Genomic DNA, 24,952 nt, shown 5'->3' on the forward strand with positions numbered 1-24,952 from the left:
CATGAATGGGCCGACCGGGTTGCTGGAGCGCGCGGAGCAGGCCCGGCTGGCCGGTGACTACCGGGACGGCTGTGCCCTGGCCCGGCAGGCGGCGGAACTGGCCGCCGCGACCGGCGACGACGCGTCGCAGGCCCGGGCGCTGCGCTCCCAGGCCACCCAGCTGCTGCGGCTCGGCGGCCAGGAGGAGTCGGTCACCGCCTGCCGGGACGCCGTGGCGCTGCTGGAGACGCTGGGCGACGACGCGGCGATCTGCGACGTGCTGACCGTCGAAGCCATGGCGCTCAACGAGCTCGGCCTGCACGAGGAGGCCCTGGCCGCGCTGACCCGGGGCCGGGACATCGCGCACCGGCTCGGCGATCAGGACCTGCTCTACTGGGTGCATAACCGGACCGGCGTGGTGCACAGCAGCATGGGCGATTACGCGCTGAGCACCACGTACCTGCTGAACGCCCTGCGGATGGTCGCCGGCATGGACGCCGAGGCCCAGTTCTGTGTGCTCAACAACCTCGCCGACAACGCCATCCACCAGGTGGCCCGGCAACGCGCCGCGGGCGACCCGGCCGGCGCCGAGGACACCCTGCGCGCCGCCCTCGGGCACGTCGGCGAGGCGCTGGAGCTGGCCCGTACGGCCGGCAACCCGTTCCGGGTCGCGATCAGCCTGGACAACTTCGGCATGCTGCGGGCGCTGGACGGCGACCTCCCGGCCGCGACCCGGATGATCGCCGAGGCCCGGCGGATCGCGGTCGCGCACGGCTACGACTCGATCGAGCTGGGCACCCTGCAGCACGCGGCCCGCGTGCAGCTCCTGCGCGGCGCCGGCCCCGAGGCCATCGACCTGTTCCAGCAGTCCCTCGCCCAGGCGGTCGCCACCGGCGAGACCCCGATGGCGATGATCATTCATCAGGACCTGTCCGAGACGTACGAGAGCATCGGCGAGTACGCGGCGGCGCTCAAGCACTACCGGCTCTTCCACGACCTGGAGCGGACCGCGCACAGCGACGCCGCCGCCGTCCGCGCCCGCATGGCGGTGCACCAGTTCGAGCTGGACAACGCCCGCCTCGAGGCCGAGCTGGCCCGGATCCGCAGCGCCGAACTGGAGCTGGCCACCCTGAGCTGGCAGCGCCAGGCCGGCGAGGACGTGCTGACCGGCCTGCCCAACCGCCGCCACGCCGAGCAGCGCCTGCCCGAGATGGCCGCGGCCGGCCCGCTGTGGCTGGCGTTCGCCGACATCGACCACTTCAAGACCGTCAACGACCGGTACGGCCACCACAGCGGCGACGCGGTCCTCAGCCGCATCGCCGGCGAACTGCTGGCCGGCGCGCAGGACACCGACCTGGTGGCCCGGATGGGCGGCGAGGAGTTCCTGATCGCCCTCCCGTCCGCCCACGCCGCCGACGCCGAGGCGCGCTGCGAGATGCTGCGTACCCGCATCGCGGCCCTGACCTGGCCCGACCTCGACCCGGCCCTGACCATCACGCTGAGCATCGGCCTGGCCGAGGTCGCCCCCACCGGCGACCTGACCGAGGCCAACCTCCGCGCCGACCGCAACCTCTACCGAGCCAAACGAGCCGGCCGCAACCGCGTGGCCAGCTAGTACGGCAGCCGCCGTTCGTGATCATCGCCGAGTCGTTCCGTCGCGGCGGCCGACGCCACCGTCGTCTACTGGGGCTTCACCGATGTCGGCGGAGGTGTTGCCAGACTTTGGAAGCACGGGCGCAGTAGGTCGATGATCTGCTCGGGGGAGGCGTCGGCGAGGTGCGTGAGGCGTAGCAGGTATCGCTCGGCGATCACGCCGTGGATGATCGCGCTGAGCAGGCTCGCGCGCAGGTCGGCGTCGGACGTGGGTATCGCCTCGGTGAGCTGGTTGAGCTGGGCCTCTCCGGCGGCCCGGTATCGATCAGCGGCGTCGGCATTGGTGAGCATCGAGCGCAGCACAGCCAGGGAGGCCACCGGCTCGCCGGTCAGGCGCCGGCCCAGCGACGTGAGCAGCGCCTCGGCCACCTCGCCCGAGGTCCCGCCGGGCAGTTCATCGGCGGGCACCTCGACGGCTCGGGCGAAGAGCAGGTCTTTGCTGCCGAAGTAGTGCATGACCAGTCCGGCGTCGACGGAGGCCGCAGCCGCTATGGCCCGGATGGTGGTTCGGTCGTAGCCGAGTTCGGCAAAGAGGTGACGGGCCGCGGCGAGGATGCGCTCCTCGCTCTGTCGACGTTGCTCCGCTCTGGTAGGCCGGGGGCTCGATTCAGTCACGGGTTCATTCTACGGCTGTTGACCGGCGCGCTTATTCGTTCTACGCTCGTTCAATCAACAGGCGTTCAACGAAGGGGGTGGTGGCCGTGGCTGCCACATCACGCGAAGTCGTCGAGCAGCTCCTGCGCGCGAGCCGCGAGCAGGACACTGAAGCGTTCGTCAACTTGTTCGCGGCGGACGGCTATGTCGAGTGGCCGTACCGACCCGAAGGTATCCCGGACCGCGTGGAGGGCCGCGATCAGATCCACGAGTTCCTGACCGCGCAAGCCAACGGCCTCGTCAAGTTCGACGAGTACCGCAACACGGTGATTCACGAGACCGCGGACCCCGAGGTGGTGATCGTCGAGTACGAGGCTCACGGCACCGTGATCCCCACGGGCGCGCCTTTGCACCAGACGATCATTGCCGTTTTGCGGATGAGGGACGGCCTGGTCGTCTCGTACCGCGACTACCTCAACCCTCTGGTACTGGCCGAAACCCTGGCCGCCGCCGGCAACGTTTAGCCTCCCGACGACACGTTCACGACCGGGGCCTACTGCGCGCGCTCATTTTCAGCCCGCCATCGGCGGGCATCGACGGTGATTGCGGCGACCATGGCGCTCTTGCCGTCGGTGTAAGCATTGCGATCGTGAGCGTGCTGGATGGCGAGCTGTCGTTTCAACGCTTCGTACTGATGAGCGGCCGCAGGATGGGTTCGAAAGTAGTCGCTGACCCGGGACGCGGCAGCATTGTCGTCCGTCATCGCCCTACCCTGCCGCACCCAGCGCGGTCGCCGCCGAGTTGGGACTCGGGCGCTGACCGCATGCGGCCACGCCAGGTCGGCCGGGGCGGGCGCCGGGAAGGATGAGCCGGGTGCGAATGCGACGGTTGATGCTGCTGACGGTCCTGGTGACGACCGGCTGCGCCGCGGGCGGCGGCGGGCCGGCGGGCAGCCCCTCACCCGTCGCGCCGGTTGCTTCTTCTCGTGCGGTCGACGCCGCGGGACCGACCTGCCGCGAGGCGAAGAAGATCGTGGACGACGGTTCCAAGGTGACGATCGAGCGGCTGTACGAGGTGGGCGACCGGGGCGCGCGGTCGGCGGACAACGACATCAGGTTCAAGGCGCAGTTGCTGTCCAACTTCGCGGTGGCGGCGGCCACCCGGATCCAGGCCGGCGGCGACCCGGCGAAGGAGGCCGGGATGGTGAGCGAAGCCCTGGCCGACCTGGTGGACGCGTGCAAGGCGGCTCACTACATCTGACAGCGCGGCTAGGCGCGGGTCCGGACGGTGAAGTGGCCGAGGGCGAGAGAACCCGGGTCCAGCCGTACGCCGAACGCCGGCGACCAGGTGCTCAGCGTCGCGTCGTCGACCGCCGCGCTCACCGGAGCGTCGTGGATCTGGGTCCACCTGCCGTCGTGCTCGGCCCACGTGCTGAGCCGGCCCCAGCGCAGCAGCACCGCGATCCGGTCGCCGGGCTCCCAGCGGTATGCCGCACAGCACCCGCCGGTCGCCTCGGGCCGGCCCGCGCCGCCGCGTTGCACGTCGGCGCCGGAGCTGCCGTGGAAGTTGTTGTACCAGGCCAGCGCGTTGTCGCCGTGGCCGGCCGAGGCGCCGAGGAACAGGCTGTCCTCGGGTGACGCCCCGGAGAACCGCTCGGGGGTGAGGATCAGCGCGGTCCCCTCCGATTTCACGGCGGCCGGCGCCGCGAGGACCGCGAAGGCCCGGCCGGTGGCCGTGGCGGTCAACGCGCCACCGGCGACAGCCAGCGCGGGGGACGGCTCGTTCACCGGATGGTCGACGCGGTAGACCGGGAGGCGGTCGGTGGTGAAGTCGTCGTCCCACGCGACCGCCGGGTAGTCGGCCGGGTCGAACTGGTACGCCGTCGACGTGACCGCCGAGCTGACCCGGCCCAGCGCCCCGCCGGACCGGGCCAGGGCGCGCACCGGAAGGCGGTCGGTCAGGCGGGCGTCGGCGGGGACGGTCACCTTCCAGGTGGTGGTGAGCGTGTCCCCGGCGGGCAGCAGCGGCGTGGTCGCGGCGGTCACCGGTGACGCCGTCCAGCCACGGGGGACGGCGAGTTCCACCCGGACATCGGGAGTGGCCGCGGTCGCGGTGACCCGGCTCTTGACGCGGAAGGTCGCGCCGGCGTCGACCGCCACCGACGGCGGCATCGTGACCTGGAGGCGGTTGTCGGGGCGGCGCCAGGACTGGAGCGCGGTGATGCCGACCGCTCCCCCGCCGGCGCGGGCGGCGACCACGCGCAGCCGGTCGGTGCGGATCGGCGGGTCGACGACGACGCGGTTGATCGTGCGGGCGGCCGGGGTGGCCGGGTCGCGGCGCTGGCCGGGCACGTCCCGCCAGGTCTCGCCGGCGAGGTACTGCACCGCGAAGGTGTCCGGGGTCCGCACGCCGCCACCGTCGTCGTAGAAGTCGACCCGCACGTCGGAGACCACCGACGAGGCGCCCAGGTCGACCTCGAGCCAGTCGCCGCGGTTCGGCGACTGCCAGGTGGTCCAGCGGGTGGTCGGGGTGTCCAGGTGGAAGTTCTGGCCGTCGATGGCGTTGGCGGCCGAGTCGCCCGCCCAGGTGTAGGATGCCCGCGCGGCCGGGTAGCCGGCCTCGCTCGGGTTGGCGGCGTCGTCGACGAGCGCCGGCAGCTTCTGCGGCACCGGCCCGCCGACCTTCACCCGCACGTCGCCGGGCGCGGCCTGCGATGACGCGAGGACGCCGTCGACGTACACCCGGAAGCCGGCGCCCTGCCCGTACGCCGAACCGGTCCGGTCCCACAGCACGGTCAGGTTGTGGCCGTGGTAGGGCACGTTCTCGACGGCGTAGTGGTCCCACGACGCCGGGGCGAGCGGGGCGACGCGCACGCTGTTGTCGGCCTGCGGCCGGATCCCGAAGAGCCCGTTCAGCACGATGTCGGTGAACGTGGAGTGGTTGTAGTCCTCGCTGTGGCCGCGGCCGTCGTAGATCCAGCGGTCCTCGTCCGGGTGGTGCGCCTCGGCCACGTAGGGCCGGCCGTTCTTGCGCTGCGTCAGCGCGTACCCCCGCAGGAGCGTGTTGAAGTCGTCCCGGTCCACATAGGGCTGGGCCGGGTAGTCGAGGAGCTGGTTGCTCAGGGCGGTCAGCGTCTGGCTCGTCGCGTACGGCCAGCTCGGCCCGTCCCACCGGCAGCAGCCGTCGAGCGCCTCGTGCATGAACCACGGGCTGCGCCGCTCGGTGGTGGCCGGGCCGTACGTGGCGGCGAAGCCCCGCGGGTCGGTCAGCTGGGCCCAGGCCTTGGCGTCGGCGGCCGGTGGCATGTGGAAGTACCACGGCACGTAGCCCATCAGCTCACGGTCGTCGATCGGCGTGGTCGCGTCGCGCTGCACATGCTTGTAGAAGTCGCCGTCCCAGAGCTGTTGCTCCATGTTCCGGCTGAGCGCCGCCGCTTCCCGTTCGTACTTCGCGGCGTCGGGCGAACCGGCCCGGCGCAGCAGCAGCGCCAACGCGCGGGCGTCGCCGTACTGATAGGCGTTGAGCGTGGGCCGGAAGCCGTCGCCGCCGTGGTAGGGATCGGCGGTCTGGTAGGAGCCGGCGGTGAACTCCATCGCGTCCCACACCGGCGTCTGCCAGTAGAGCCCGCGGGCGGCGTCGAAGTTGCTCTTCTTCCAGCCCTCGTACTGCTTGCGCAGCTGCGGCAGCCGGTCCTGGAGGAACCGGAAGTCACCGGTGACCTCGGCCCGCGCCACCGCCGCGTCGACCGCCCAGAACGAGTACTGGTGGGCCCAGTCGGTGGTGTTCTTGTTCAGGCCCTCGGTGGCCGGCTTGGCCTCCGAACCCGAGCCGCTGAGCCAGTAGTCGAGGTAGTCGTCCAGGTACCGCCGGTCGCGCAGCCACCGTCCCTCGTAGACGTGGTGGCCGGCGGCCGCGTTGATGCCGCCGAACGGCGCCGAGTAGCCGACCGGCCCGAGGAACTCGGTGACGATCCAGCCGTCCTTCGGCCCGGTGAACTTGAGCGCCTCCTTGAAGGTGCGCCACCGGTAGTAGTAGGTGTCGCGCACGTCCCGGTCCGGGATGTCGACGAACGGGATGTTCGCCTCGTACCAGGCCGGCTCGGGCACGTCGCCGAGGAGCGCCCGGTGGTCCAGGAAGGCGGTCCCGTCACCGGTCGAGGGATACAAGGGCAAGATCTCAGCCGAGTACGCCGGGACGGCCGCGAGGGACACCGCCAGCGTGGTCACGGCGGCCGCCGCACTCAATCGCACGAACCAGCTCACGTTTCCCCCACCAGCCGAACGCGGACGAACATCTACGTCCACGAATGGAAACAGGCCCGAACAGGAAACGTCAAGGAAACAACGTCGTCAGCCGGCGAAGATGTGCAGGTCGCTCCGGCCGGTGGCGGTGCCCGCCTTCTGGATCACGACCAGGTCCTGCTTCTTGTCGGCGTTCCAGTCGGTCACCGCGATCGCGTGGCGGTCGTCGGTGGTGACGCGGGCCGTGATCGCCGGAACGACGTCGCTGCGGAAGCCCTTGGCGCCGTCGAGCACCCGCACCACGGTCTTGTTGCCGGCGGCGCCGGACTTCTGGGTCAGCACCAGGTCGAGCTGCCCGTCGCCGTTCCAGTCCATCGGCGTGAAGGAGTGCCGGGCGTCGGTCGCGGCCATCGGGGTGACGTCCTGCCGGAGGAACTGCTGGAGGCCCGAGGCGCCGTCGAGCACCCGGACCTCGGTGCGGGCGCTGGGCGTGCCGCACTGCTGGATGACGGTCAGGTCGGGTCGCTTGTCGGCGTTCCAGTCGGCGACCGAGAACACGTGGCAGGCGTCGGTCGGGCCGAGCGCGGTGACCACCGCCGGGAGCCAGCGCTGCAGGAACGAGGCGCCGTCGAGCACCCGGACCTCGGTCTTGCCGCTGGCCGTGCCGGACCGCTGGATGACCACGAGGTCGGCGCGGCCGTCGGCGTTCCAGTCGGCCATCGCGAACGCGTGGCGGTCGTCGGTCGCGTCCATCGGCACGGTGGTGCGGAGCAGCGGGTCACGGAACTGGCGGGCACCGTTGACGACCTGCACCTCGACCCGGCCGGTGAGCGTGCCGGAGCGCTGGAGCACGACGAGGTCCTGGTGGCCGTCGCCGTTCCAGTCGGCCAGCATCAGCTGGTGCCGGTCGTCGAAGGCTTCGGGCAGCCCGGGGGCGGCCTCGAGCAGGGTCTTGCTGTACGGCCCGCTCGGCGTACGCGGCGCGGTGGTCGTCGTGGCGGGCGTCCGCGGGCTGTTCAGCAGCTGCGCGACGATCAGGGCGGCGTCGCCGACCTCGGGCTCGTACGCGGTCGGGAAGCTCGACGCCTGCACCCGCTGGCTGATCCGGCCGATCTCACCGCTCATCCACCGGTTGCCCGGGTGGGTCCGCAGCATCTTGTCGAGGAACTTGCGGGTGGCGTAGGCCGGGTCGAGCAGCTGGCTCGGGCGCCCCCAGCCCATGGACGGACGCTGCTGGAACAGGCCCAGGCTGTCGTGGTCGACCGCGAGCGAGTAGTTGCGCAGGCTGCTCTCGGTGATCGCGGTCGTCACGGCGATCACCGCGGCCCGGGCCGGCAGCTTGCGCCCGAGCACGTGGCCGACGATGGCCCGGGCGCACGAGATGCTGTAACCGGACACCGAGCGGCCGAGCCGGCGGCCGGTCATCAGCGGCCGGATCTTGGTCGCGACGGCGGTGTCGGCCCTCGTCACTCCCCCGGCCGCGCAGGGCACGGACGGGATGGCCTTCTTCGGGTCGGCCTGGGCCGGAGAGCCCAGGCCGAGCGAACTCACCGCGATGACCGCCGCGATGAGACCGACCGAGGCGCGCGAGACCTTCAAGACAACTTCCCCCGTGAATGCCGTTCGATGGGACGAACCCTATCCGAGCGGTGGTGCCCGAATCCACGGCGGAAACTGTCAATCTCCTGGCTTCTTGAACTCCTTGCTCTCGGTGCCCTTCAGATAGTCGGCCAGCGTGTTGTAGACGATCGGGTTGATGATGTCGTGACGCATCTTGTCGGTGTGGTTGGCCCAGTCCGGGTTGACCAGGTAGCCGGCCACGACCAGGCTCTGCGAGCCCACCACCAGCGACGCGGTGCGGCCGCTGTCGGTGGTGCCGGACTTGCCGAAGATCGGGTGGTCGATCACCCGGCGGGCGTTCGGCTCGGTGGCGCCGCCGCAGTTGCCGAGCTGGGCGCGGTCGCCGACCGGGCAGCGGGCCGCGTCGAGCGCCTTGCGGGCCACGTCGGCCGAGGTGGCCCGGGTGCAGGACGGCTGACCGGTCTTGACCTTGGACTTGTCGGCCGCGTAGATCTGCTTGATCGGGGTCGGCGAGCAGTACATGCCGTCACCGGCCAGCGTGGCGTACGCGTTCGCGATGTCCAGCGGCGTCGACGCGGTCACGCCCAGCGTGAAGGCGCCGAAGTCGTGGGCCGCCTCCTTGGTCTCGAGCAGCTTCCGGTCGCTGGCCGAGCGGTAGACCATGCCGAACCGCTTCGAGACGTCCACCACCTTCTCGGCGCCGACCTGCTCCTGCAGCGGCACGAAGTAGGTGTTGACCGACTTGCCGAAGCCGGTCCACATGTTGAACGTGCCCTGCTCGCTCTTCGACGCGTTCGACACGCAGTACACCGAGGTGCCCGGGCAGGCCGCCGGCGAGCTGGGGGAGACCGGGTACCGCGTCCGGTAGGTCGACCCGGAGGTGATCGAGTAGTCCAGGCCCTTGCCGTCCTCGAGGGCGGCGACCATGGTGAACATCTTGAACACCGAGCCCGCCTGGTAGCCGTCGAGGCCGCCACCGCCGGTGATGATCGGGTTGGTGGTGTTCGGGTACGTCGCCTTGGCGCCGGCCCGCCGCGACTCCGGGTTCGAGCTCTTCGGGTTGGCCCCGTCGTCCAGCTTGAACTTGCGGTTGGCGGCCAGCGACTTGATGTGTCCGGTGCCCGGCTCGATGCCGGCGATCAGGGCGGCGTTCTTGTCGTTGTCCTGCGTCTTCTTCAGGATCTCCTTGCGGGCCGACTCCTGCGCCTTGACGTCGAGCGACGTGACGATCGTGTAGCCACCGGTCTTGAGCAGGCGCTCCCGCTCGTACGCGTTGGCGCCGAAGTCCTTCTGACCCAGCCACCAGCGGTAGAAGTAGTCGCAGAAGAAGCCCCAGCTGTTGGTACGGACCTCGGTGCAGCCGTTGCCCGGGTGGTTGGCCGTGCGAACCAGCTTCACCTTCTTGGCCGCGTCGGCCTGGGCCTGGGTGATCTGCTGGAGCGAGAGCATGTTGTCGATGATGTAGTTGCGGCGGTCGAGCGCCTGCGGGTAGCCGGACTTGGTGGTCGGGTCGAACGCGGTCGGAGCCTTGACCATGCCGGCGAGCAGGGCGGCCTCGGCGATCGTCAGGTCCTTGGGCGACTTCTTGAAGTAGACCTGGCTGCCGGCGTAGATGCCGTACGCGCCGTTGCCGAACGGCGCCAGGTTGAGGTAGCGCTCGAGGATCTGCTTCTTGTCGAGGTCCTTCTCGATCTGCAGCGCGTTCTTCATCTCGGCGACCTTGCGCTCCGGCGTGTCCTTGGTCGCGTCGATCGCCTCCTGCGGCGTCCGGGCGCCGTACGCTTGAGCCATCCGCACGTACTGCATGGTCAGCGTCGATGCCCCCTGCTGCGAGCCGCCGTTCTGGTTGTTCACGAACGCCCGGGCGATGCCCTTCGCGTCGACGCCGTTGTGGGTGTAGAAGTTGTGATCCTCGGCGGCCACGATCGCGTTCTGCATGTTCATCGAGATCTGGCTGATCGGCACGTCGCTGCGGAACTCGTCGTAGACGGTCGCGATCAGCGAGCGGCCGTCCGCGGCGTACACCCGGGTGACCTGTGGCGCGGTCTGGTCGACGATCGCTTTCGGCAGCGCGGCGAACTCCGCGGCGCCCTCCTTGGCGGCCAGCCCCGAGAGGGCGGCGGCGGGGAACGAGGCGGCGGAGACCACGATGCCGGTCAGAAGACCACAGAGCGCCAGCGCTCCGGCCTTGGTGATGAACGATCGGGCTTTCGGCCGGTTACCGCTGGACACAAGGCCCCTTTCGCACAGGTTGCTTCACGACGCACCGGGCCACTACCCAGGGCGCGCGCGTTTGAATCGCCGGACAGGAAAGGATACGTCGCTTTCCCGGGAGCACCCTGAGCGCCACCGGGACATCGATCCTCAGTACAGTCTCCCGGCCATCCATCCACGGGGAGAAGTAGCGAAGATCATCGTTCGCGCCCTCGGCGCGGCATTCATGTCGGTCGCGTTACTGGCGGTCCCCGCGGCCGCTCAGGCCGCCGACGCCGAGTTCCACGTCACCGCTCTGGTCGAGCGCGACGACGCCGGCAAGCCCGTCCCGCACGAGATCCGACCGGGCGAGTCCGCCCCGGTCACGCTGGGTGTCGGCAACCGCAACGACACCGAGTTCGCCGGTGGCGTGCTGGTCAACATCCGCGTCCTGAACGACCTCAACCTGCCGCGCGAGTTCACCAACTGTTACTACTACAAGGACAGCAATCTCGACGGCGCGTGGTGCCAGATCGACCAGACCCTGGAGCCCGGCGGCCGCTACCAGCTCGCCCGCTTCCAGGTCGCCCTCGAGGCGAAGCAGACCGAGAAGCCCGGCGCCATCATCTTCCGCTGGTACCCGAAGTCCTACGGCGAGGGGCAGGGTGGCATCCACGGCCTGGCGCTGCGGGACGGTGACAAGCAGCGGCCCCCGGCGCCCGGGGCGGACGGCGTCCTGCTGCTGGAGTCGCGTGACCTGCCCGTCCCGGCCGACCCGAACCCGCTCGGCTTCGCCTATGTGAAGGTGATCACGCCGTCCACACCGCCGACCGAGCCATCCTCGCCCTCCGAGCCGACCACCCCGGCGACGTCGGCCTCCGCCAGCGTCCCGCCCGCGGCCGGCGCCGGTGCGGGTACCGGCGATGACGGCGGTCTCCCGCTGACCGGTACGAACACCGCCACGATCCTCGGAGTCGGCGCCCTTCTCCTGCTGGCCGGCGCAGTCGTGGCCGTGGTGGCCCGGCGGCCGCGGACCCGGTTCACCGCCTGAGCGTCAGATGCCCGGGGTGACCGCCTCGGTGGGGTCGCCCGCCGCGATGGGCTGGAAGGTGAGCGTGCTGTCCTTGGCCTGCGTCGTCACGGTCACCTGCCAGCGCTTCCCGGTCAGGGCCAGCGTGCCGCCGGTGTCCGAGCCCACGGTGTAGCCGGCCGCCGGGCCCTTGGCGCGGTAGTGGGCCAGGACCGCGGCCGGCCTCGGTGCGGCGAGGATCACGGTGGTGCTCTCACCGGTGACGATGCTGTCGGTGACCTTGCTGCCGGGCGGCAGGTCAAGGCCGGGCGCGATGCCCCCGATCGTCCTGCCGCCGGCCTTCACCTCGTGGCCGCCCGGCGCCGGCGTGCCGGTGGGCGGGGCGAACGGGGCGCCGGAGGCCGCGGGGGCCGGGGCCGATCCGGTGGGCGCCGGCGCCGCCGAGATGGCCGGGGAGACGGTCGCGCGGGCGCCCGGCGGCGTCGGGGACGACGAGCACGCGCTGAGACCCAGCACGGCCACGGTCAGGAGAAGGGGCGCTCGCACCGCCACATCATGCCCTCTCCAGCGGCCTCAGTGGAAGGTCGCGCCGGCCTCCTCGGCCAGCTCCGTCCCGAACAGGGCGCCCGGCGTGTACGCACCCGGCTTGCCCTCGCCGCGGGCCAGGCGCGCGGCGGTCAACGCGGTGACCGTACACGTGAAAGCCATCGCCTCCCCCGCGCGCAGCCACCCTTCACGCACCGGTCCCCCGCGCTCCTTGACCCGGCCCCGCACCCAGGTGTATTCGCTGGCCGGCGGCTTGCCGCCGATCGTCATGGCGGCCATCCGGGCGGTCGCCCACCGGCGGATCGCCGGCACCCGCAGCACCGACCTCGCCACCGGCACGGCGACCCGCACCAGCGGCCCGGACGGCGCCTCGGCCGCCGCGATCAGGACCTCCGCGGCCCCGGTGGCCCGCTGCACGGCGATCAGGTCACCGGAGGGGAAGGACGACGTGGTCGCGGTCGAGCCGTCCGGCATGGTCTGCCGCTCGGCGGCCGCACCGACCGGCGCCGGGACCAGCCGGCCGCCGCGGTAGGCCCAGCCGCCGCCGAGGATCCCGTCCACAATGCTGCCGGCCAGGGCCTCGCCCATCGGCTCGGCCTCACCCGCGATCATCGCCACCCGGTCGAACCGGACCCGCTCGGGCGCCGGCCGCCCCGCGCACAGGTGCAACGCCAGCGCCTCGGAGCCCAGCACCCCGAACCCGGCGCCGGTCACCACCGTCCGCCCCGCGGCGGCCGCCTCGTCGTGCCGGTCGAGCAGGGCCTTGATGCCGAACAGCTCGTTGGAGATGTCGACGTAGCCGGTTCCCGGCGGGCAGGCCCGGACGATCGGCGCCGCGGTGCGTGTGAACGGCCCGATCAGGTTGATCACCACCGCGGGTCGCGCCCGCCCGATCTCGCCGGCCAGCGCCTCCGGTGTCGCGCCGACCACCGTGCGGGCCGTCCCGCCGACCCGGCCGGCCAGCTCGTGCAGGCGGGTCGCGTCCCGTCCGGCCAGCACCAGGTCGTGCCGTCCGGCCAGGTTCGCGGCGATCATCCGCCCGCTGCGCCCGGTCGCCCCGACGATCCAGATCTCACCCATCGCACTCTCCTTCGTCGGGTTCGACCGTGCGCCCCCGGCCCGGGCCAGGTCCAATGACGGTTCCGGGAGGGGTGTCCCGATCGACGCATCACCGCAGGTCACCGATATGGTGGCGGGGTGACCGACCTCGATCTCACGCTCGTCCGGTCGTTCACGGTGCTCGCCGGGCACGGGCACTTCGGCCGGGCGGCGACCGCGCTCCATCTGACCCAGTCGTCGCTGAGCCGGCAGATCCTGCGCCTGGAGCAGCAGGTCGGCGCCCGCCTGGTCGACCGGACCCCGCGAGGCAGCTCGCTGACGGCGTCGGGCGAGGTCTTCCTCTCGTACGCCCGGGAGCTGCTCGACGTGGCCACGGCGGCCACCGCGCATGCCCGGACGGCCGCCCGCCCGGACGGCATCACGATCGGCTTCGTCACCGGCGTCGCCATCACGGCCGCAGTCCGCGAGCTACGCCATCGGTTCCCGTCGGCGGACGTGCAGACCCGGCATCTGACCTGGGGAGAGCCCCGGGCCGCCCTGCTCGAGCGGCGGGTCGACGTGGCGGTGGCCCGGATGCCCGTCCCGTCGTCGAGGCTCGACCTGACCGTGCTCTACGAGGAGCCGAGGGTGCTGGTGGTGCCCCGCGACCACCGGCTGGCCGGCAAGGAGTCGGTCACCGTCGACGACATCGCCGGCGAGCCGCTGCCCCGGGCCGACGATCCGGTGCTGGACGCGTACTGGCGCATCGACCCGCGGCCGGACGGCAGTCCCGCCCCCGACGGCCCGCTGGTGACCGCGAACGAGGACAAGGTGGAGCTGATCGCCGCCGGCCGGATGCTGGCCATCCTCCCGGCGAGCATCCCGATCACGGCCCTGCGCCCCGACCTGACGACGATCCCGCTGACCGGCGTCGAGCCGAGTCAGGTCGTGCTGGCCACCCGGGCCGGCGAACGCGGTGAGCTGGCGGCGGCCTTCGCGCAGTGCTGGGTCGTGCCGTAGCCCGCCGTTCTGGCATAGATGTTGGTTGATATCCGGACACATGACTGCAATACTTTGGGAGCGCTCCCACGCATACAGGAGGACAACCGTGCGAAGAACTCGTTCCGTCCGCGTGCTCGTCGTGCTGACCGCCCTGATCGCCGGCATGCTGCCCTGGGCCGGCGCGGCCCAGGCCCACGGCACGATCATCAATCCGGCCAGCCGCGCGTACCAATGCTGGAAGACCTGGGGCAGTCAGCACACGAACCCGGCCATGCAGACGCAGGACCCGATGTGCTACCGGGCGTTCCAGGCCAACCCGGACACCATGTGGAACTGGATGAGCGCCCTGCGGGACGGCCTCGGCGGCCAGTTCCAGGCGCGGACCCCGGACGGGCAGCTGTGCAGCAACGGCCTGGCCCGGAACGACACCCTGAACCAACCCGGCGCCTGGAAGACCACCGCCCTGGCCCGCAACTTCACCGTCCAGCTGTACGACCAGGCCAGTCACGGCGCCGACTACTTCAAGGTGTACGTGAGCAAGCAGGGGTTCAACCCGGCCACCCAGAGCCTCGGCTGGGGCAACCTCGACTACATCAAGCAGACCGGCCGCTACGCCCCGGCGCAGAACATCTCGTTCGACGTCTCGACCTCCGGCTACACCGGACACCACATCCTGTTCGTCATCTGGCAGGCCTCGCACCTCGATCAGGCCTACATGTGGTGCAGCGACGTGACCTTCAGCTGACATGAGAAGTCGTCACGTGTGGGCGGCCGTGATCCTGCTGGCGACGTCGGCCGGCGCGGCCGCCCTGGTCGATCCGGCCGGCCCGGAGGATGTCGCCGGGCAGATCACCTCCCGGATGCGGACCACCCTTGAACGCTCGGATCCGGGACAGCACCACCACGCCGGGCACCAGCAGCTCACCGCCGGGGACGAGAAGGAACCGGCGGTGATCTGCGGGGTCCGGGTCTACGGCTACGAGCCGGCCGAGGCCGGCACGCTCGCCGAGGTCCGCACGGTCTACGGCTTCCACCTCTGCGGGGTCGCCGAACAGCGACGCCCGTGGGACGTGGCGGTCAAGCTGGCCGGGCCGGTGATCCTGGACATGTCCACCGAGCCGCCGGGCATCCGAATCGTCGAGGCGACCGACGACGTGCGATTCGTCGACCGGCTGCGGCAGATGTTCCCGGCGAAGTACGCCGAGCAGGCCCAGAAGGAGGCCCTGACCGAAAGCGAGATGACCGACCTGCGCCGCCGCTACGACGACGCGGCCGGGCTGTGAGAACTCTGCTGTGAAGATCTAACGTTCGAACCGCTCCCGCCGCACGGTCGGCCGCTTCCCGCGGATGGTGGTCTGCTGCAAGGACCGGATCACCCGCTCGGCGGCCGACTCGGGCACCTCCACCAGCGCGAAGCGATCGGTGATCTGGATGGCGCCGACATCACGGGAGGGCAGGCCAGCCTCGCCGGTGATGGCGCCGACCAGGTCCTGCGGTCGCAGGCCCGAGCGGCGGCCGAGCCCGACGAACAGCCGGGTCGTGTCGTTGCCGGACGACCGCTGGCGCGCCGGTCCACCGCGACGGTCGTCGTCGTAGCGACCCCCGGACGCGTCCCGGGGCCGGCTCTCGCGTTCCCGCCCCGGCGACACCGTCGGGATCTCGGGCTCGTCGACGTCGCCGCCGTTCGCGTCGTGCAGCAGCTTCAGCCCGGCCAGGGCGATCAGCTCGATGTCGGCGTCGTCGGCGAGCAGCTCCAGGATCGGCCGGAACCGGTCCAGGTCGTCGTCCTCCAGCGCCTCGTGCACGGTCGTGCGGAGCAGCTCCAGGCGCTTGGCCCGCAGGTCGGTCACGGTGGGCAGCTTCTCGGCGGTGATCCGCTGGCCGGTGAGCCGCTCGATGGCCTTGAGCATCCGCTGCTCGCGCGGCTCGGCCAGGGTGATCGCGGCGCCCTCACGACCGGCCCGGCCGACCCGGCCGATGCGGTGCACGTACGCCTCGGGCGCCGACGGCACGTTGTAGTTGATCACGTGGGTGAGCTGCTCGACGTCCAGGCCGCGGGCGGCGACGTCGGTGGCGACCAGCAGCTCGGTGGTGCCGGCCCGCAGCCGGCTCATCACCCGGTCACGCTGGTCCTGGCTCATGCCGCCGTGCAGCGCCTCGGCGCGGTAACCCCGGCCGTTCAGGCTCTGGGTGACCTCGTCGACCTCCTCCCGCGTCCGGCAGAACACGATCGCCGCCTGGGGCGCCTCGACGTCGAGCACCCGTCCGAGAGCGGCCGTCTTGTGGGCGCGGGCGATCAAGAACGCGCTCTGGCGTACGCGGGGCAGGGTGTCCGCCGCGGCGGTGTCCCGGCCCATCCGGATCCGCAGCGGCTCGCGCAGGTGGCGGCGGGCGATGGCGTCGATCCGGGGCGGCATGGTCGCCGAGAACAGCACCGTCTGCCGTGCCTCGGGGGTCTCGGCCAGAATCGCCTCGATGTCCTCGGCGAAGCCCATGTCGAGCATCTCGTCGGCCTCGTCGAGCACGACCGCGCGGATCTCGCCGAGCTGCAGGGTGCCCCGCTCGATGTGGTCGAGCACCCGGCCCGGCGTGCCGACGACGATGTCCACGCCACGCCGCAGCACCTGCAACTGGCGGCTGATCGGCTGTCCGCCGTACACCGGCAGGACCCGGACGCCGAGGTCACGGCCGTAGCGGTGGGTCGCCTGCGACACCTGTTCGGCCAGCTCGCGGGTCGGCACCAGGATCAGGGCCGCCGGGCTGCCCGATTCTCGCGGCTCGAGCCCCTGGAGCAGCGGCAACGCGAAGGCGGCGGTCTTGCCGGTGCCGGTCGCGGCCTGGCCGACGAGGTCCTTACCGGCGATCAACGGAGGGATCGCCTCACGTTGGATCGGGGTGGGTTCTTCGTAGCCGAGGTCACTCAGCGCTTTCAGCAATTCCGAGCGCAGTCCCAGAGCGGCGAAGCCCGCAGAGTTGTCCAGCAGGTCTTCTTCCATGCCTACAGGATACGGAGCCGTCCCGACGTCCCGGCGGCTGGGCGGGCGGCGCCCCTCCCGCCCGACTTCACGCCGCGGCCGATCGGGTGGCCGGGTGGCCGCACCGCTTCACGCCGCGGCGGACCGGGTGGCGGCTCGGCGGGCGGCGGGTGGGATGCCCCTGCGGACGCGGGTGAGCAGGTCGGCGATCCGCGGGTCGTCGAGGGCGCCCGGGCGGTGCACCGCGTAGAAGGTGATCAGCGGCAGGTCGGTGATGCGGCGGGCGGCCAGGCCCGGCGCGGGCTGGACGCAGCCGGCCACCACGGCCAGGCCGACGCCCAGGGCGGCGAAGTCGAGGGTCATCGGCAGGCCCTCGGCCTCGACGGCGGCGGTCCACGGGACGCCGGCCTCGGACAGGGCGCGCTCGAGGTTGGTGCGATGGGGGCGGGCCGGCGGCGGGACGATCAGGTCGGCGCCGGCCAGGTCGGTCAGGCGCAGGCTCCGTCGGCGGGCCAGGCGGTGGTCCTCGGGTACGAGCAACACCTGCGGATAGGTGGCGATCGGCACCGTGACCAGGTCGTCGGGGCGCACGTGCAGGGTGAAGACGCCCAGGTGGGCCCGGCCGGTCACCACCGCCGCGCGCATCTGCTGACGGCTGGTGTGCAGCGGGCGCAGGCTGCCGGGCCGTTCGGCGAGCATGCCGCGGATGGTGTCGCCGAGCAGATAGAGGTACGCCGTGTGCCCGGCCGCCACCACCAGCGGGCGGGCCGACGGGACGCCGCGCAGCTCGTCGAGGAACAGCGCGAGGCGTTCCTCGTGGTCGCGGGCGAACCGGGCGACCCGCTCGCCGTCCGGCGTCAGCTGGAGCCGGTTGCCGGCCCGCTCGTACAGCGGGCGGCCCAGTTCCCGGGCCAGCGTGGCCAGTTTCGAGTGCAGCGACGGCTGGCTGATGTGCAGCAGCTTCGCGGCGCGGGTGAGGTTGAGGTGCTCGGCGAAGACCGCGAACGCCGCCAGCGCATCCGATGACACCCGGGTCGTGGCCATAGAAGCAGGCTATACCCGAGACGGCCTTGAATAGTTCCGCTGAAGTACCGATCCGAGCAGGATCGGTTCATGGAAGCCATCTTGAGAGTGATGCCGTTGCACGCCATCACCGAGGTCTACGGCACCGAGGGCCTGAGCCGCCGCCTCGACCTGGAACTGCCCCCGACCGGCCGGGCGGCCGTCGCCTCGGCGGCCCGGTGGGCGGCCGAACTCCACCGGGATCAGCGGCGTACCCGGGAGCCGTACCTCAACCACCCGCTCAGGGTGACCATCCGCATGCTCAGCCGGTACCGCGTGACCGACCCCGACGTCCTGGTCGCCGGCCTGCTGCACGACGCCGTCGAGGACCAGCCGGTGACCGTGGCCGACATCGCGTCGCGGCACAACGAGCGGGCGGCGCGCCTGGTCGCCGCGGTCACCGTCCCGCCGCGCCCGCCCGGCGCCGACCGCGTCGACCACTACGTCACGCACCTGGCCGGACCTCTCGCCGGCGAACCGTGGGCCCGGGTGATCAAGCTGTCCGACTTCACCGACAACGGCGTCGGCCTGATCCACTCGACCGGCCCCCTGGTGCGGCGGTCGGCCCGCAAGTACGAGGCCGCCCTCCCGATCCTGCGCGACCTGCTCGACCGCGCCGACACTCCCCTGGCCCCCGACGTGAAGACCCACATCCACCGCCAGCTCGACCTGGCCCGGGAGCGTTTCACGGCCATCCTGACCGGCTGACCGTCAACTTTGCAGGTAGCGCAGCACGGCGATGACGCGTCGGTGGTCGACGTCGGAGGGCGGGAGGTCGAACTTCAGGAAGATGTTGGTGACGTGCTTCTCCACGGCCCGCTCGGTCACCCGCAGCCGCGCCGCGATGGCCGCGTTGCTGCGTCCCTGTGCCATCAAGGCCAGGACCTGACGTTCCCGGGCGGTGAGTTCGGCGAGGTGATCGCGGTGCCGGCTCACCCCGAACAGCTGGGTCACCACCTCCGGATCCAGGGCGGTGCCGCCGGCCGCGACCCGGTGCAACGCGTCGTCGAAGTCGTCGAGCCCGACGATGCGCTCCTTGAGGAGGTACCCGACCCCTTCGGAGCCGCCCGCGAGGAGTTCGGCGACAAAAGCCGTCTCGACGTACTGCGAGAAGATCAGCACACCGACTCCCGGCGTGTCGCGGCGCAGCTGGATGGCGGCCCGGAGCCCTTCGTCGGTGTGGCCGGGTGGCAGGCGGATGTCGATGATCGCGACGTCGGGGCGGTGCTGGGTGACGGCTTCGAGCAGGGCCGGGGCGTCGGCGACGGTGGCCCGCACGTCGTGGCCGCGCATGGTGAGGAGCTGGGCGAGACCTTCGCGCAGGATCGCGGAGTCCTCGGCGATGACGACGTGCATCGCTATCCGGTCTCTCGGCCCGCGGCCGGGCAGGGAATCTCGACGGTGACCGTGGTGGGGCCGGCCGGCGGGCTCTCGACCGCCAGCCGGCCGTCGACGATCCGGGCCCGCTCGATGAGCCCGGCCAGACCGCCGCCGGTTCGCGGGTGGGCGCCGCCCCGCCCGTCATCGCACACCCGGAGCACCAGCACATCGTCACAGATCGCGATGTCGACCGTGGCATTGCTCGCCCCGCTGTGCCGGCCGACGTTGGTGAGCAGCTCGCACGCGGAGAAGTAGACGATGCTCTCGACGGCCGGTGACGGTCGCCAGGGCAGATCAGCGCTGATCGTCACCGGTACCGTGCTGCGGGCCGCCGCCGTCGCCAGGGCGGCGCTCAATCCGCGGTCGAGGATCGGTGGATGAATTCCGCGTATCAGGTCACGCAGGTCGGTGACCGCGGCGGTGAGGGCGCCCTGGGCGGTGTCGACGGCCGCCCGGACCCGCTCGGGCGGCGCCTGGGCGGCCACCAGTTCCTCGATCATCGTCAGGTGCATGCCGACCCCGATCAGCTGGGCCTGGGCGCCGTCGTGCAGGTCTCGTTCGATCCGGCGCAGGGTCGCGTCGGCGTCGACCACCGCGCGGTCACGGACCTCGCGGAGATCCGTCATCCGCCGCACGGCACTGCTGGGCCCGAGCAGCCCCCGGATCAGCATCCGGTCCAGGGCGAGGACGGACCGCAGCATCCACGGGGCGACAAGCAGCAACAGCACGCCGCCGACCAGGCAGACGACGATCTCCCACGGCTCGGGCGAGTGCTCCTGCAACGGGATGTACGTGAGCAGCGTCAGCCCGTACAGGTAGCACCCACCGCCGAGGACCAGTGACACCAGACCCACCGGGAGCTTGGCCAGCGCGTACGCCAGAGCCCGCCAGGCCGCGGGATCGGTGAGCGCGGCCCGGCGCCAGCCGAGGAGCCCGCCCGGCCTCATCGATCGGGGCGGCGCCGGCACTCGCTCGTCCAGCAACCGGCCGGCCAGGCCTCGCCGCGCCCCACCGAGGGCGGCCGCGGCCCGCAGCAGCAGCGCCAGCAGCCACGGGCCGAGCGGGGTGATCAGGAGGACCGTGCTGAGCAACCCACCGACGAGCAGCATGATCGCCGCCGCCACATCCAGCGGCACGGTCAGCAGCAGGTAGGCCAGGCCGGTCCAGGACCGGCGGGCGACCACGGCCCGACCGGCCACGGACAACACCCTCGCTGGCATCCCGCCATTGTCGACCCTGGCCGACCGACCGTTCATGCCGGCTTCCTCGATCCTGTTCCGGGAGCTACGAACGTGACCAGCTCACGGTCCTCCCGGATGTGAGCCGGCGCATTCGTGGCACCACCCCGTCGATGGTGTGGCCAGCACGATGGCGCCGGGTGCGGACATCCGTAACGATCCGCGGGAGCCTGCCCGCCTGTGCCCACGCCGGTCGCCGTCCAGGCTCGACGGCATGCGAGAAGTGGAGACGTCCCCGGGCCCGTCCCGGGCGGCGAGCGTCATGAGGTCGGTGCTCAAGGTCGTGGTGTCGGCCGTCACCGCCCTGGGGTTCGGCGTGGCGGGCGACCTGATCGGTCCGGCGCGATCGACTCCGGTGGCCGCCGGAGCCACGATGGCCGGCTGGCTCGCCGATCCCCTCGCTCCGCCGGATCCCCGCACAGCGACGCCGGCGCGGGTGGCCACGTTCTTCGCCGGCCTCAGCGCCGGCGACGCCACCGCGCTCGGCCACCGATATCCGGAGATCGTGGGCAACCTCGACGGCGCGCCGGCGGTTCTGCGATATGCGGCCAACCGCGAGCGGTACCCACCGGGACGGGGCCGCCAGATCCTCGCCTTCGACGGCCGCGACGACGGGCGCGTCGTCGAGGTCCTGGGCGACCTGCGGGCCGCCACCCGGCTGGTGATCCTCGTGCCGGGCGTGGATGACGAGCTGGCCAACTTCGACTCCGGTCACGGCGGCGTCCAGCGGCGTGCGCTCGCCTGGCAGGCGCGGCGGTTGCACGACCAGATCCGGGACACCGATCCCGCCGCTCACCTCTCGGTGGTGGCCTGGCTGGGCTATGACCCACCCGAAGGCGTGCGGCGCGACGCGCTGCGCGAGGACCGCGCGGCGGCCGGAGCGATCGCCCTGAACCGTTTCCTCGACGGCCTCGTGCTCGGCCGACCGGACCTGGCGATCACGGTCATCGGGCACAGCTACGGCTCGACCGTCGCGGGGCTCGCCGCGCCCCGGATGACGCGTCAGGTCACCGGCATCGTGGCCATCGGCAGTCCCGGCATGGGTGTGACCGATCGATCGGCGCTCCGCACCACCGCCCGGGTGTGGGCCGGCAGCGCACCGGACGACTGGATCCGCCGGGTCCCCGGTGTGCGCGTGCTCGGCCTGGGGCACGGCCGCCTGCCCATCGATCCCGCGTTCGGCGCCCTTCCGCTGCCGTGCGCCGACGTCGACGGCCACGACGGCTACTTCGTGCCGGGCAACTCGGCGCTGCGAGCGATGGCCCGCATCGCCCTCGGCGACACGCATCTTTCGTACCCATCCGCTCGGCAACCTCGAAGGAGACCGCTTTGACCAGCACCCGTTCCATCATCGACCTGGAGGCCGTCCTGAACCTCTACCGCGCGTACGCGGAAGACCTGGGCGTGGCCCGCGACGCGCAACGCGCCTTGCTCTCCGCGAAACGCGGGATGCGTCCGAAGCTCGACGACATCGAGGCTGAGATCACCTATCTCCTGGTGCGGGACAACCGGCCCGCCCGGGTCGTCGAGATCGGGACCTTCCACGGCTGGTCGACCTCCTGGCTGTTGCGCGCGCTGGCCGACAACGGAACGGGTCACCTGCACTCCTACGACCTCGTCGACCACGTGCTCGGCACCATTCCCGGTGATCTGTCCGATGACCGCTGGACGTTCCACCACGGCGACGCCCGCACCGGAGGTGATCTCCAGCCGTCCACCATCGACCATCTGTTCATCGACGCGGCGCACACCGCGCGGTTCGCCCGGTGGTACGTGGCCGATCTGCTCGAGAAGGTGAACGCGGGTGTCCCGGTGAGCGTCCACGACGTCTACCACCACCGGCACAGCGGCCGTTTCGGCGAAGGCCGCGTCGTCCTCGACTGGCTCGTACGCCGGGGTAACGGCCACTTCACCGCATCGGCCACCGCGGCGCCGTCGGTGTTCGAGGAGATCTCGGCCGTGAAGCGCTCGCTCGGACTCGACGAGGTCCTGCACCGGGCGGCTCCGAACCCGATGATCTACTTCACCACGCGCTGACGGCGGGTTCGCACCACGACGGCCGCGGCGGCGGTGGCGACCAGCAGGATCCACAACATGATCACCCGGTTCGGGCCGGTGTCGGAGAACCCGTCGCGAGACATATTGATCAACACCGTGAGGGCGAGCTCGGCGCCGCCCACGAGCCACCCGATCGGCAGGAACATGGCAGCGCGTTCCGAGCGCACGGCGCACGCGGCCGCCGGTATCGCGGCGGCGCAGACGATTCCGGCGACGGTTCGCAGCGCGCCGCCCTGGTCGGTGCCCAGGTCCCACGCCTGATAGATCAGCTTTGCGAGGAGCAGGCTCGTGGTCAGGGCAGGCGCGGCGAGCGTCACCGCGGTGGCCACCGCGCGCCGATCAGGACGGATCCCCAGGGTGCGGTCCCGGACCACCGCGACGACCAGGCACAGCTGCACGGCCATGGCGAGGAAGTCGCCGGTGACCACGAATCCCCAGGCGTCCCCGAAGTACGACTGGGAGCTGCTGTGCAGCGTCGGGGCGAGGTCCACCCAGGACCACGCCAGCACCCCGATGAGGAACCAGGTCCAGCGGGCGTTCCGGGTGGCCAGCAGCAGACCGGCGCCGCCGAGCTGCACGACCCAGATCAGGTCGTAGTACCAGCCGTCCACGTACGCCGCGTCCTTGAGCCCGTAGCTGCCGACCGCGTGCAGCAGGACGCTGATCGGAAGCAGCAGGCCGGCGGCGAGGAGAAGGCCGCTGGAACGCCCCGGGGCCGGCGGGCCCGGTTCGGGCCGATCGGGCTCCGGCGCAGCGGTTCGCCGGGCGGGAGCGATCGGCGCGGCAGCGGGGGCGTCCTCGCTGCCGTCGGCCGGCGCCTCGGTGACAACGTTCCCGGCCAGACCGGCGATGGCGGCCCGGCGGACCTGGATGCTGTCGTCGCTGTCGCGTACGCGGGCGAGCGTCTCCGAGGCGACGGCGCGCAGCCCCGGCTGGCCGGTGGCCGTCAACCGCGCCAGCACGCGGACCGCTTCCAGCCTCAGGACCACGCGGTCGCTGGCCAGGTCGCCCAGCACGGACTCGGGCAACGCGGCGGGGCGGACGCTCCGCGCCACCACCAGCCGGCCCTCGACGCCGAAGCTCCACTTCATCGGCGTCTGGCCCGGCGTGCGGTCACGCACGTGGCGGTACGTGTAGTCGTACAGCTCGTCGATGCTGATCTCACCGTCGGCGTCCTGGTCCGCCGAGCCGCTCCGCAGGCCGTCGACCAGCGCGGCGGTGAACACCGAGGGCCGGCCCTGCGCCTGGGTCAGCTCGCCGCCCTCGAACGCGTACTCGGTGGCGCTCGACGCGGTGAGCACGACCCGGCCGCTGCCGGCCCCGAACTCGTCGGCGATGTGCACGTCCTTGCCGGAACGCACCGACGCTCCGCGGGCGAAGGCACCGCTGTAGCAACAGTCGAGGATCAACACCACGCGCCGCGACCGGGTCTCCTCCAGCGCGTCGTGCACGAAGCTCGCGGGCACGCTGCTGGCGCCGAGCACGGACAGCTCGGTGTCACGGGCCGCGAGGTGCAGCCGGCCCCGGACGTCCTTGATGCCGTGACAGGAGAAGTGCAGCAGCAACAAGTCGTCGCGGTCGCGGTCGGCGAAGAAGGCGGCGATGCGCCGGCGGATGGTCCGCTCGTCCGCGTCCATCAGCAGTTCCACGGTGAATCCGCCGATCGCGGGATCACCCAGGACGCCGGCCAGCGCCTCGGCGTCGTGACCGGGTGACCGCAGTTGCGCCAGCTCGGCATCGTCGTAACGGGAGTTGGCGATGACCAGCGCTTCGCGTACGCCGGTCGGGGTCTGAGCCGGAAGCGACCGCAGCGCCCGCGCGATCTGCGCGGTGACCTGGTCGTCGGCGGCCGACAGATCGACCTCGACGCCGGCGATCGTGACCCGTACCCGCTGTCTGCGCCGGGTGTGGCGGTCGACCACCCGGCGGAGGGCGGCAACCACCCGGCCCAGCGCCTCGCCGGCCTCCACCACCGTGACGATGAACGCGCAGATCGCGAGAATCTCGAGCCCGCGCGTGTTGTCCGGCGCCCCGGCGACCGGCATCCGGTCCACCCGCAGGGCGCCGGCGTCGGCCAACTCGGCCCGCAGCTCCAGGGCGATCGCCTCGATGACCTCCGCACCGTCCCGAGCGTCGGCCGAGGCGGCATCGGAGGCGTCATCGAAGGCGTCGTCGTCGGAGGCGGCAAGGCTCAGCACGAATTGGGTCGCCGGCTGCTCGCGCATGGGACCTCGTCACGGAGCGTTGGATTGACGTCATCCTCAGCCTAGCGACCAACCATCGCACCGGCCGATGCCTGCGTCAGCATGCCGACTCAGCCGGTGTGGCCGGACGACACCGACCCGGCGCACATGCTCGCCGGCGTCGACAACCGCGCTCGGT

22 protein-coding genes are annotated in these 24,952 nt (G+C 71.7%); 10 read left to right on the forward strand and 12 right to left on the reverse strand.

All coding sequences use genetic code 11. The features are described 5' to 3' along the window. Position 1: 1 nt before the first annotated feature. On the forward strand, positions 2-1,594 hold the full coding sequence (locus tag AB0M54_RS29240) for a GGDEF domain-containing protein (RefSeq protein ID WP_364474775.1): 1,593 nt from the start codon (positions 2-4) through the stop codon (positions 1,592-1,594). A gap of 65 nt (positions 1,595-1,659) precedes the next feature. On the opposite strand, the gene AB0M54_RS29245 is transcribed toward AB0M54_RS29240, so the two are convergent. After that, entirely contained in the window at positions 1,660-2,247 is a 588-nt protein-coding gene (locus tag AB0M54_RS29245) for a TetR family transcriptional regulator (RefSeq protein ID WP_364474777.1), read from the reverse strand. 80 nt (positions 2,248-2,327) lie between these two features. On the opposite strand from AB0M54_RS29245, the gene AB0M54_RS29250 reads away from it, so the two are divergent. After that, positions 2,328-2,750: a nuclear transport factor 2 family protein gene (locus tag AB0M54_RS29250; RefSeq protein ID WP_364317889.1), complete on the forward strand. Its 423-nt coding sequence runs from the start codon at positions 2,328-2,330 to the stop codon at positions 2,748-2,750. A gap of 29 nt (positions 2,751-2,779) precedes the next feature. Here AB0M54_RS29250 and AB0M54_RS29255 read toward each other — a convergent pair whose 3' ends face one another. Continuing rightward, positions 2,780-2,989, reverse strand: a complete 210-nt coding sequence (locus tag AB0M54_RS29255) for a GrpB family protein (protein WP_364474779.1) — start codon at positions 2,987-2,989, stop codon at positions 2,780-2,782. A gap of 110 nt (positions 2,990-3,099) precedes the next feature. On the opposite strand from AB0M54_RS29255, the gene AB0M54_RS29260 reads away from it, so the two are divergent. Next, entirely contained in the window at positions 3,100-3,486 is a 387-nt protein-coding gene (locus AB0M54_RS29260) for a hypothetical protein (protein ID WP_364474781.1), read from the forward strand. Positions 3,487-3,494: 8 nt separating this feature from the next. Here AB0M54_RS29260 and AB0M54_RS29265 read toward each other — a convergent pair whose 3' ends face one another. The 3 genes from AB0M54_RS29265 to AB0M54_RS29275 form a co-directional block, all read right to left on the reverse strand. After that, positions 3,495-6,476, reverse strand: a complete 2,982-nt coding sequence (locus AB0M54_RS29265; protein WP_364474782.1) for a discoidin domain-containing protein — start codon at positions 6,474-6,476, stop codon at positions 3,495-3,497. A gap of 99 nt (positions 6,477-6,575) precedes the next feature. Next, positions 6,576-8,066: a VCBS repeat-containing protein gene (locus tag AB0M54_RS29270; protein WP_364474784.1), complete on the reverse strand. Its 1,491-nt coding sequence runs from the start codon at positions 8,064-8,066 to the stop codon at positions 6,576-6,578. A 78-nt stretch (positions 8,067-8,144) separates the two neighbouring features. Then, the gene (locus AB0M54_RS29275; RefSeq protein WP_364317898.1) at positions 8,145-10,280 is read right to left on the reverse strand and encodes a transglycosylase domain-containing protein; all 2,136 of its coding nucleotides are present in this window, start codon (positions 10,278-10,280) and stop codon (positions 8,145-8,147) included. Between the two features lie 208 nt (positions 10,281-10,488). On the opposite strand from AB0M54_RS29275, the gene AB0M54_RS29280 reads away from it, so the two are divergent. Continuing rightward, positions 10,489-11,292: a hypothetical protein gene (locus AB0M54_RS29280; protein WP_364474786.1), complete on the forward strand. Its 804-nt coding sequence runs from the start codon at positions 10,489-10,491 to the stop codon at positions 11,290-11,292. Positions 11,293-11,295: 3 nt separating this feature from the next. On the opposite strand, the gene AB0M54_RS29285 is transcribed toward AB0M54_RS29280, so the two are convergent. Together AB0M54_RS29285 and AB0M54_RS29290 are read right to left on the reverse strand one after the other, a co-directional pair. Then, positions 11,296-11,817, reverse strand: coding sequence for a hypothetical protein (locus AB0M54_RS29285; protein ID WP_364317901.1), 522 nt, complete (start codon positions 11,815-11,817; stop codon positions 11,296-11,298). Between the two features lie 27 nt (positions 11,818-11,844). Continuing rightward, positions 11,845-12,897, reverse strand: coding sequence for a saccharopine dehydrogenase NADP-binding domain-containing protein (locus AB0M54_RS29290; protein ID WP_364317903.1), 1,053 nt, complete (start codon positions 12,895-12,897; stop codon positions 11,845-11,847). A gap of 117 nt (positions 12,898-13,014) precedes the next feature. On the opposite strand from AB0M54_RS29290, the gene AB0M54_RS29295 reads away from it, so the two are divergent. The 3 genes from AB0M54_RS29295 (at position 13,015) to AB0M54_RS29305 (ending at position 15,140) form a co-directional block, all read left to right on the forward strand. Continuing rightward, on the forward strand, positions 13,015-13,875 hold the full coding sequence (locus AB0M54_RS29295) for a LysR family transcriptional regulator (protein WP_364317905.1): 861 nt from the start codon (positions 13,015-13,017) through the stop codon (positions 13,873-13,875). Between the two features lie 88 nt (positions 13,876-13,963). After that, positions 13,964-14,602, forward strand: coding sequence for a lytic polysaccharide monooxygenase (locus AB0M54_RS29300; protein WP_364474788.1), 639 nt, complete (start codon positions 13,964-13,966; stop codon positions 14,600-14,602). A 1-nt stretch (position 14,603) separates the two neighbouring features. Continuing rightward, positions 14,604-15,140 carry a hypothetical protein gene (locus AB0M54_RS29305; protein ID WP_364474790.1) on the forward strand — a complete coding sequence of 179 codons (537 nt, stop codon included), beginning with the start codon at positions 14,604-14,606 and terminating at the stop codon, positions 15,138-15,140. 18 nt (positions 15,141-15,158) lie between these two features. Here AB0M54_RS29305 and AB0M54_RS29310 read toward each other — a convergent pair whose 3' ends face one another. Further along, positions 15,159-16,853, reverse strand: a complete 1,695-nt coding sequence (locus AB0M54_RS29310) for a DEAD/DEAH box helicase (protein WP_364474792.1) — start codon at positions 16,851-16,853, stop codon at positions 15,159-15,161. 108 nt (positions 16,854-16,961) lie between these two features. Further along, complete coding sequence (locus tag AB0M54_RS29315) at positions 16,962-17,876, reverse strand: LysR family transcriptional regulator (RefSeq protein WP_364474794.1); 915 nt, start codon at positions 17,874-17,876, stop codon at positions 16,962-16,964. Positions 17,877-17,945: 69 nt separating this feature from the next. Here AB0M54_RS29315 and AB0M54_RS29320 point away from each other — a divergent pair, with 69 nt between their 5' ends. Then, positions 17,946-18,602, forward strand: a complete 657-nt coding sequence (locus AB0M54_RS29320; protein WP_364317914.1) for an HD domain-containing protein — start codon at positions 17,946-17,948, stop codon at positions 18,600-18,602. A gap of 3 nt (positions 18,603-18,605) precedes the next feature. Here AB0M54_RS29320 and AB0M54_RS29325 read toward each other — a convergent pair whose 3' ends face one another. Together AB0M54_RS29325 and AB0M54_RS29330 are read right to left on the reverse strand one after the other, a co-directional pair. After that, positions 18,606-19,250 carry a response regulator transcription factor gene (locus AB0M54_RS29325; protein ID WP_364474796.1) on the reverse strand — a complete coding sequence of 215 codons (645 nt, stop codon included), beginning with the start codon at positions 19,248-19,250 and terminating at the stop codon, positions 18,606-18,608. A 2-nt stretch (positions 19,251-19,252) separates the two neighbouring features. Beyond that, complete coding sequence (locus AB0M54_RS29330; protein ID WP_364474798.1) at positions 19,253-20,473, reverse strand: sensor domain-containing protein; 1,221 nt, start codon at positions 20,471-20,473, stop codon at positions 19,253-19,255. A 253-nt stretch (positions 20,474-20,726) separates the two neighbouring features. On the opposite strand from AB0M54_RS29330, the gene AB0M54_RS29335 reads away from it, so the two are divergent. Together AB0M54_RS29335 and AB0M54_RS29340 are read left to right on the forward strand one after the other, a co-directional pair. Continuing rightward, complete coding sequence (locus AB0M54_RS29335; RefSeq protein WP_364474800.1) at positions 20,727-21,845, forward strand: alpha/beta hydrolase; 1,119 nt, start codon at positions 20,727-20,729, stop codon at positions 21,843-21,845. Beyond that, positions 21,842-22,549: a class I SAM-dependent methyltransferase gene (locus AB0M54_RS29340; protein WP_364474802.1), complete on the forward strand. Its 708-nt coding sequence runs from the start codon at positions 21,842-21,844 to the stop codon at positions 22,547-22,549. Before AB0M54_RS29335 ends, AB0M54_RS29340 begins: the two co-directional genes overlap by 4 nt. Here the strand turns inward: AB0M54_RS29340 and AB0M54_RS29345 are convergent. Then, a complete protein-coding gene (locus AB0M54_RS29345) occupies positions 22,531-24,795 on the reverse strand; it encodes a caspase family protein (RefSeq protein ID WP_364474804.1) in 2,265 nt (754 codons plus the stop codon). The two genes, AB0M54_RS29340 and AB0M54_RS29345, sit on opposite strands and share 19 nt — an antisense overlap. Positions 24,796-24,952: the final 157 nt, after the last annotated feature.

Source organism: Actinoplanes sp. NPDC051470, from assembly GCF_040682035.1.
Classification (GTDB): Bacteria; Actinomycetota; Actinomycetes; order Mycobacteriales; family Micromonosporaceae; genus Actinoplanes.

Coding starts and splice junctions, on each gene's coding strand:
- AB0M54_RS29320 (WP_364317914.1), top strand. CDS start 17,946: ATGGAAGCCATCTTGAGAGTGATGCCGTTGCACGCCATCACCGAGGTC.
- AB0M54_RS29345 (WP_364474804.1), bottom strand. CDS start 24,795: ATGCGCGAGCAGCCGGCGACCCAATTCGTGCTGAGCCTTGCCGCCTCC.
- AB0M54_RS29280 (WP_364474786.1), top strand. CDS start 10,489: ATGTCGGTCGCGTTACTGGCGGTCCCCGCGGCCGCTCAGGCCGCCGAC.
- AB0M54_RS29335 (WP_364474800.1), top strand. CDS start 20,727: ATGCGAGAAGTGGAGACGTCCCCGGGCCCGTCCCGGGCGGCGAGCGTC.
- AB0M54_RS29325 (WP_364474796.1), bottom strand. CDS start 19,250: ATGCACGTCGTCATCGCCGAGGACTCCGCGATCCTGCGCGAAGGTCTC.
- AB0M54_RS29290 (WP_364317903.1), bottom strand. CDS start 12,897: ATGGGTGAGATCTGGATCGTCGGGGCGACCGGGCGCAGCGGGCGGATG.
- AB0M54_RS29255 (WP_364474779.1), bottom strand. CDS start 2,989: ATGACGGACGACAATGCTGCCGCGTCCCGGGTCAGCGACTACTTTCGA.
- AB0M54_RS29315 (WP_364474794.1), bottom strand. CDS start 17,876: ATGGCCACGACCCGGGTGTCATCGGATGCGCTGGCGGCGTTCGCGGTC.
- AB0M54_RS29305 (WP_364474790.1), top strand. CDS start 14,604: ATGAGAAGTCGTCACGTGTGGGCGGCCGTGATCCTGCTGGCGACGTCG.
- AB0M54_RS29310 (WP_364474792.1), bottom strand. CDS start 16,853: ATGGAAGAAGACCTGCTGGACAACTCTGCGGGCTTCGCCGCTCTGGGA.
- AB0M54_RS29240 (WP_364474775.1), top strand. CDS start 2: ATGAATGGGCCGACCGGGTTGCTGGAGCGCGCGGAGCAGGCCCGGCTG.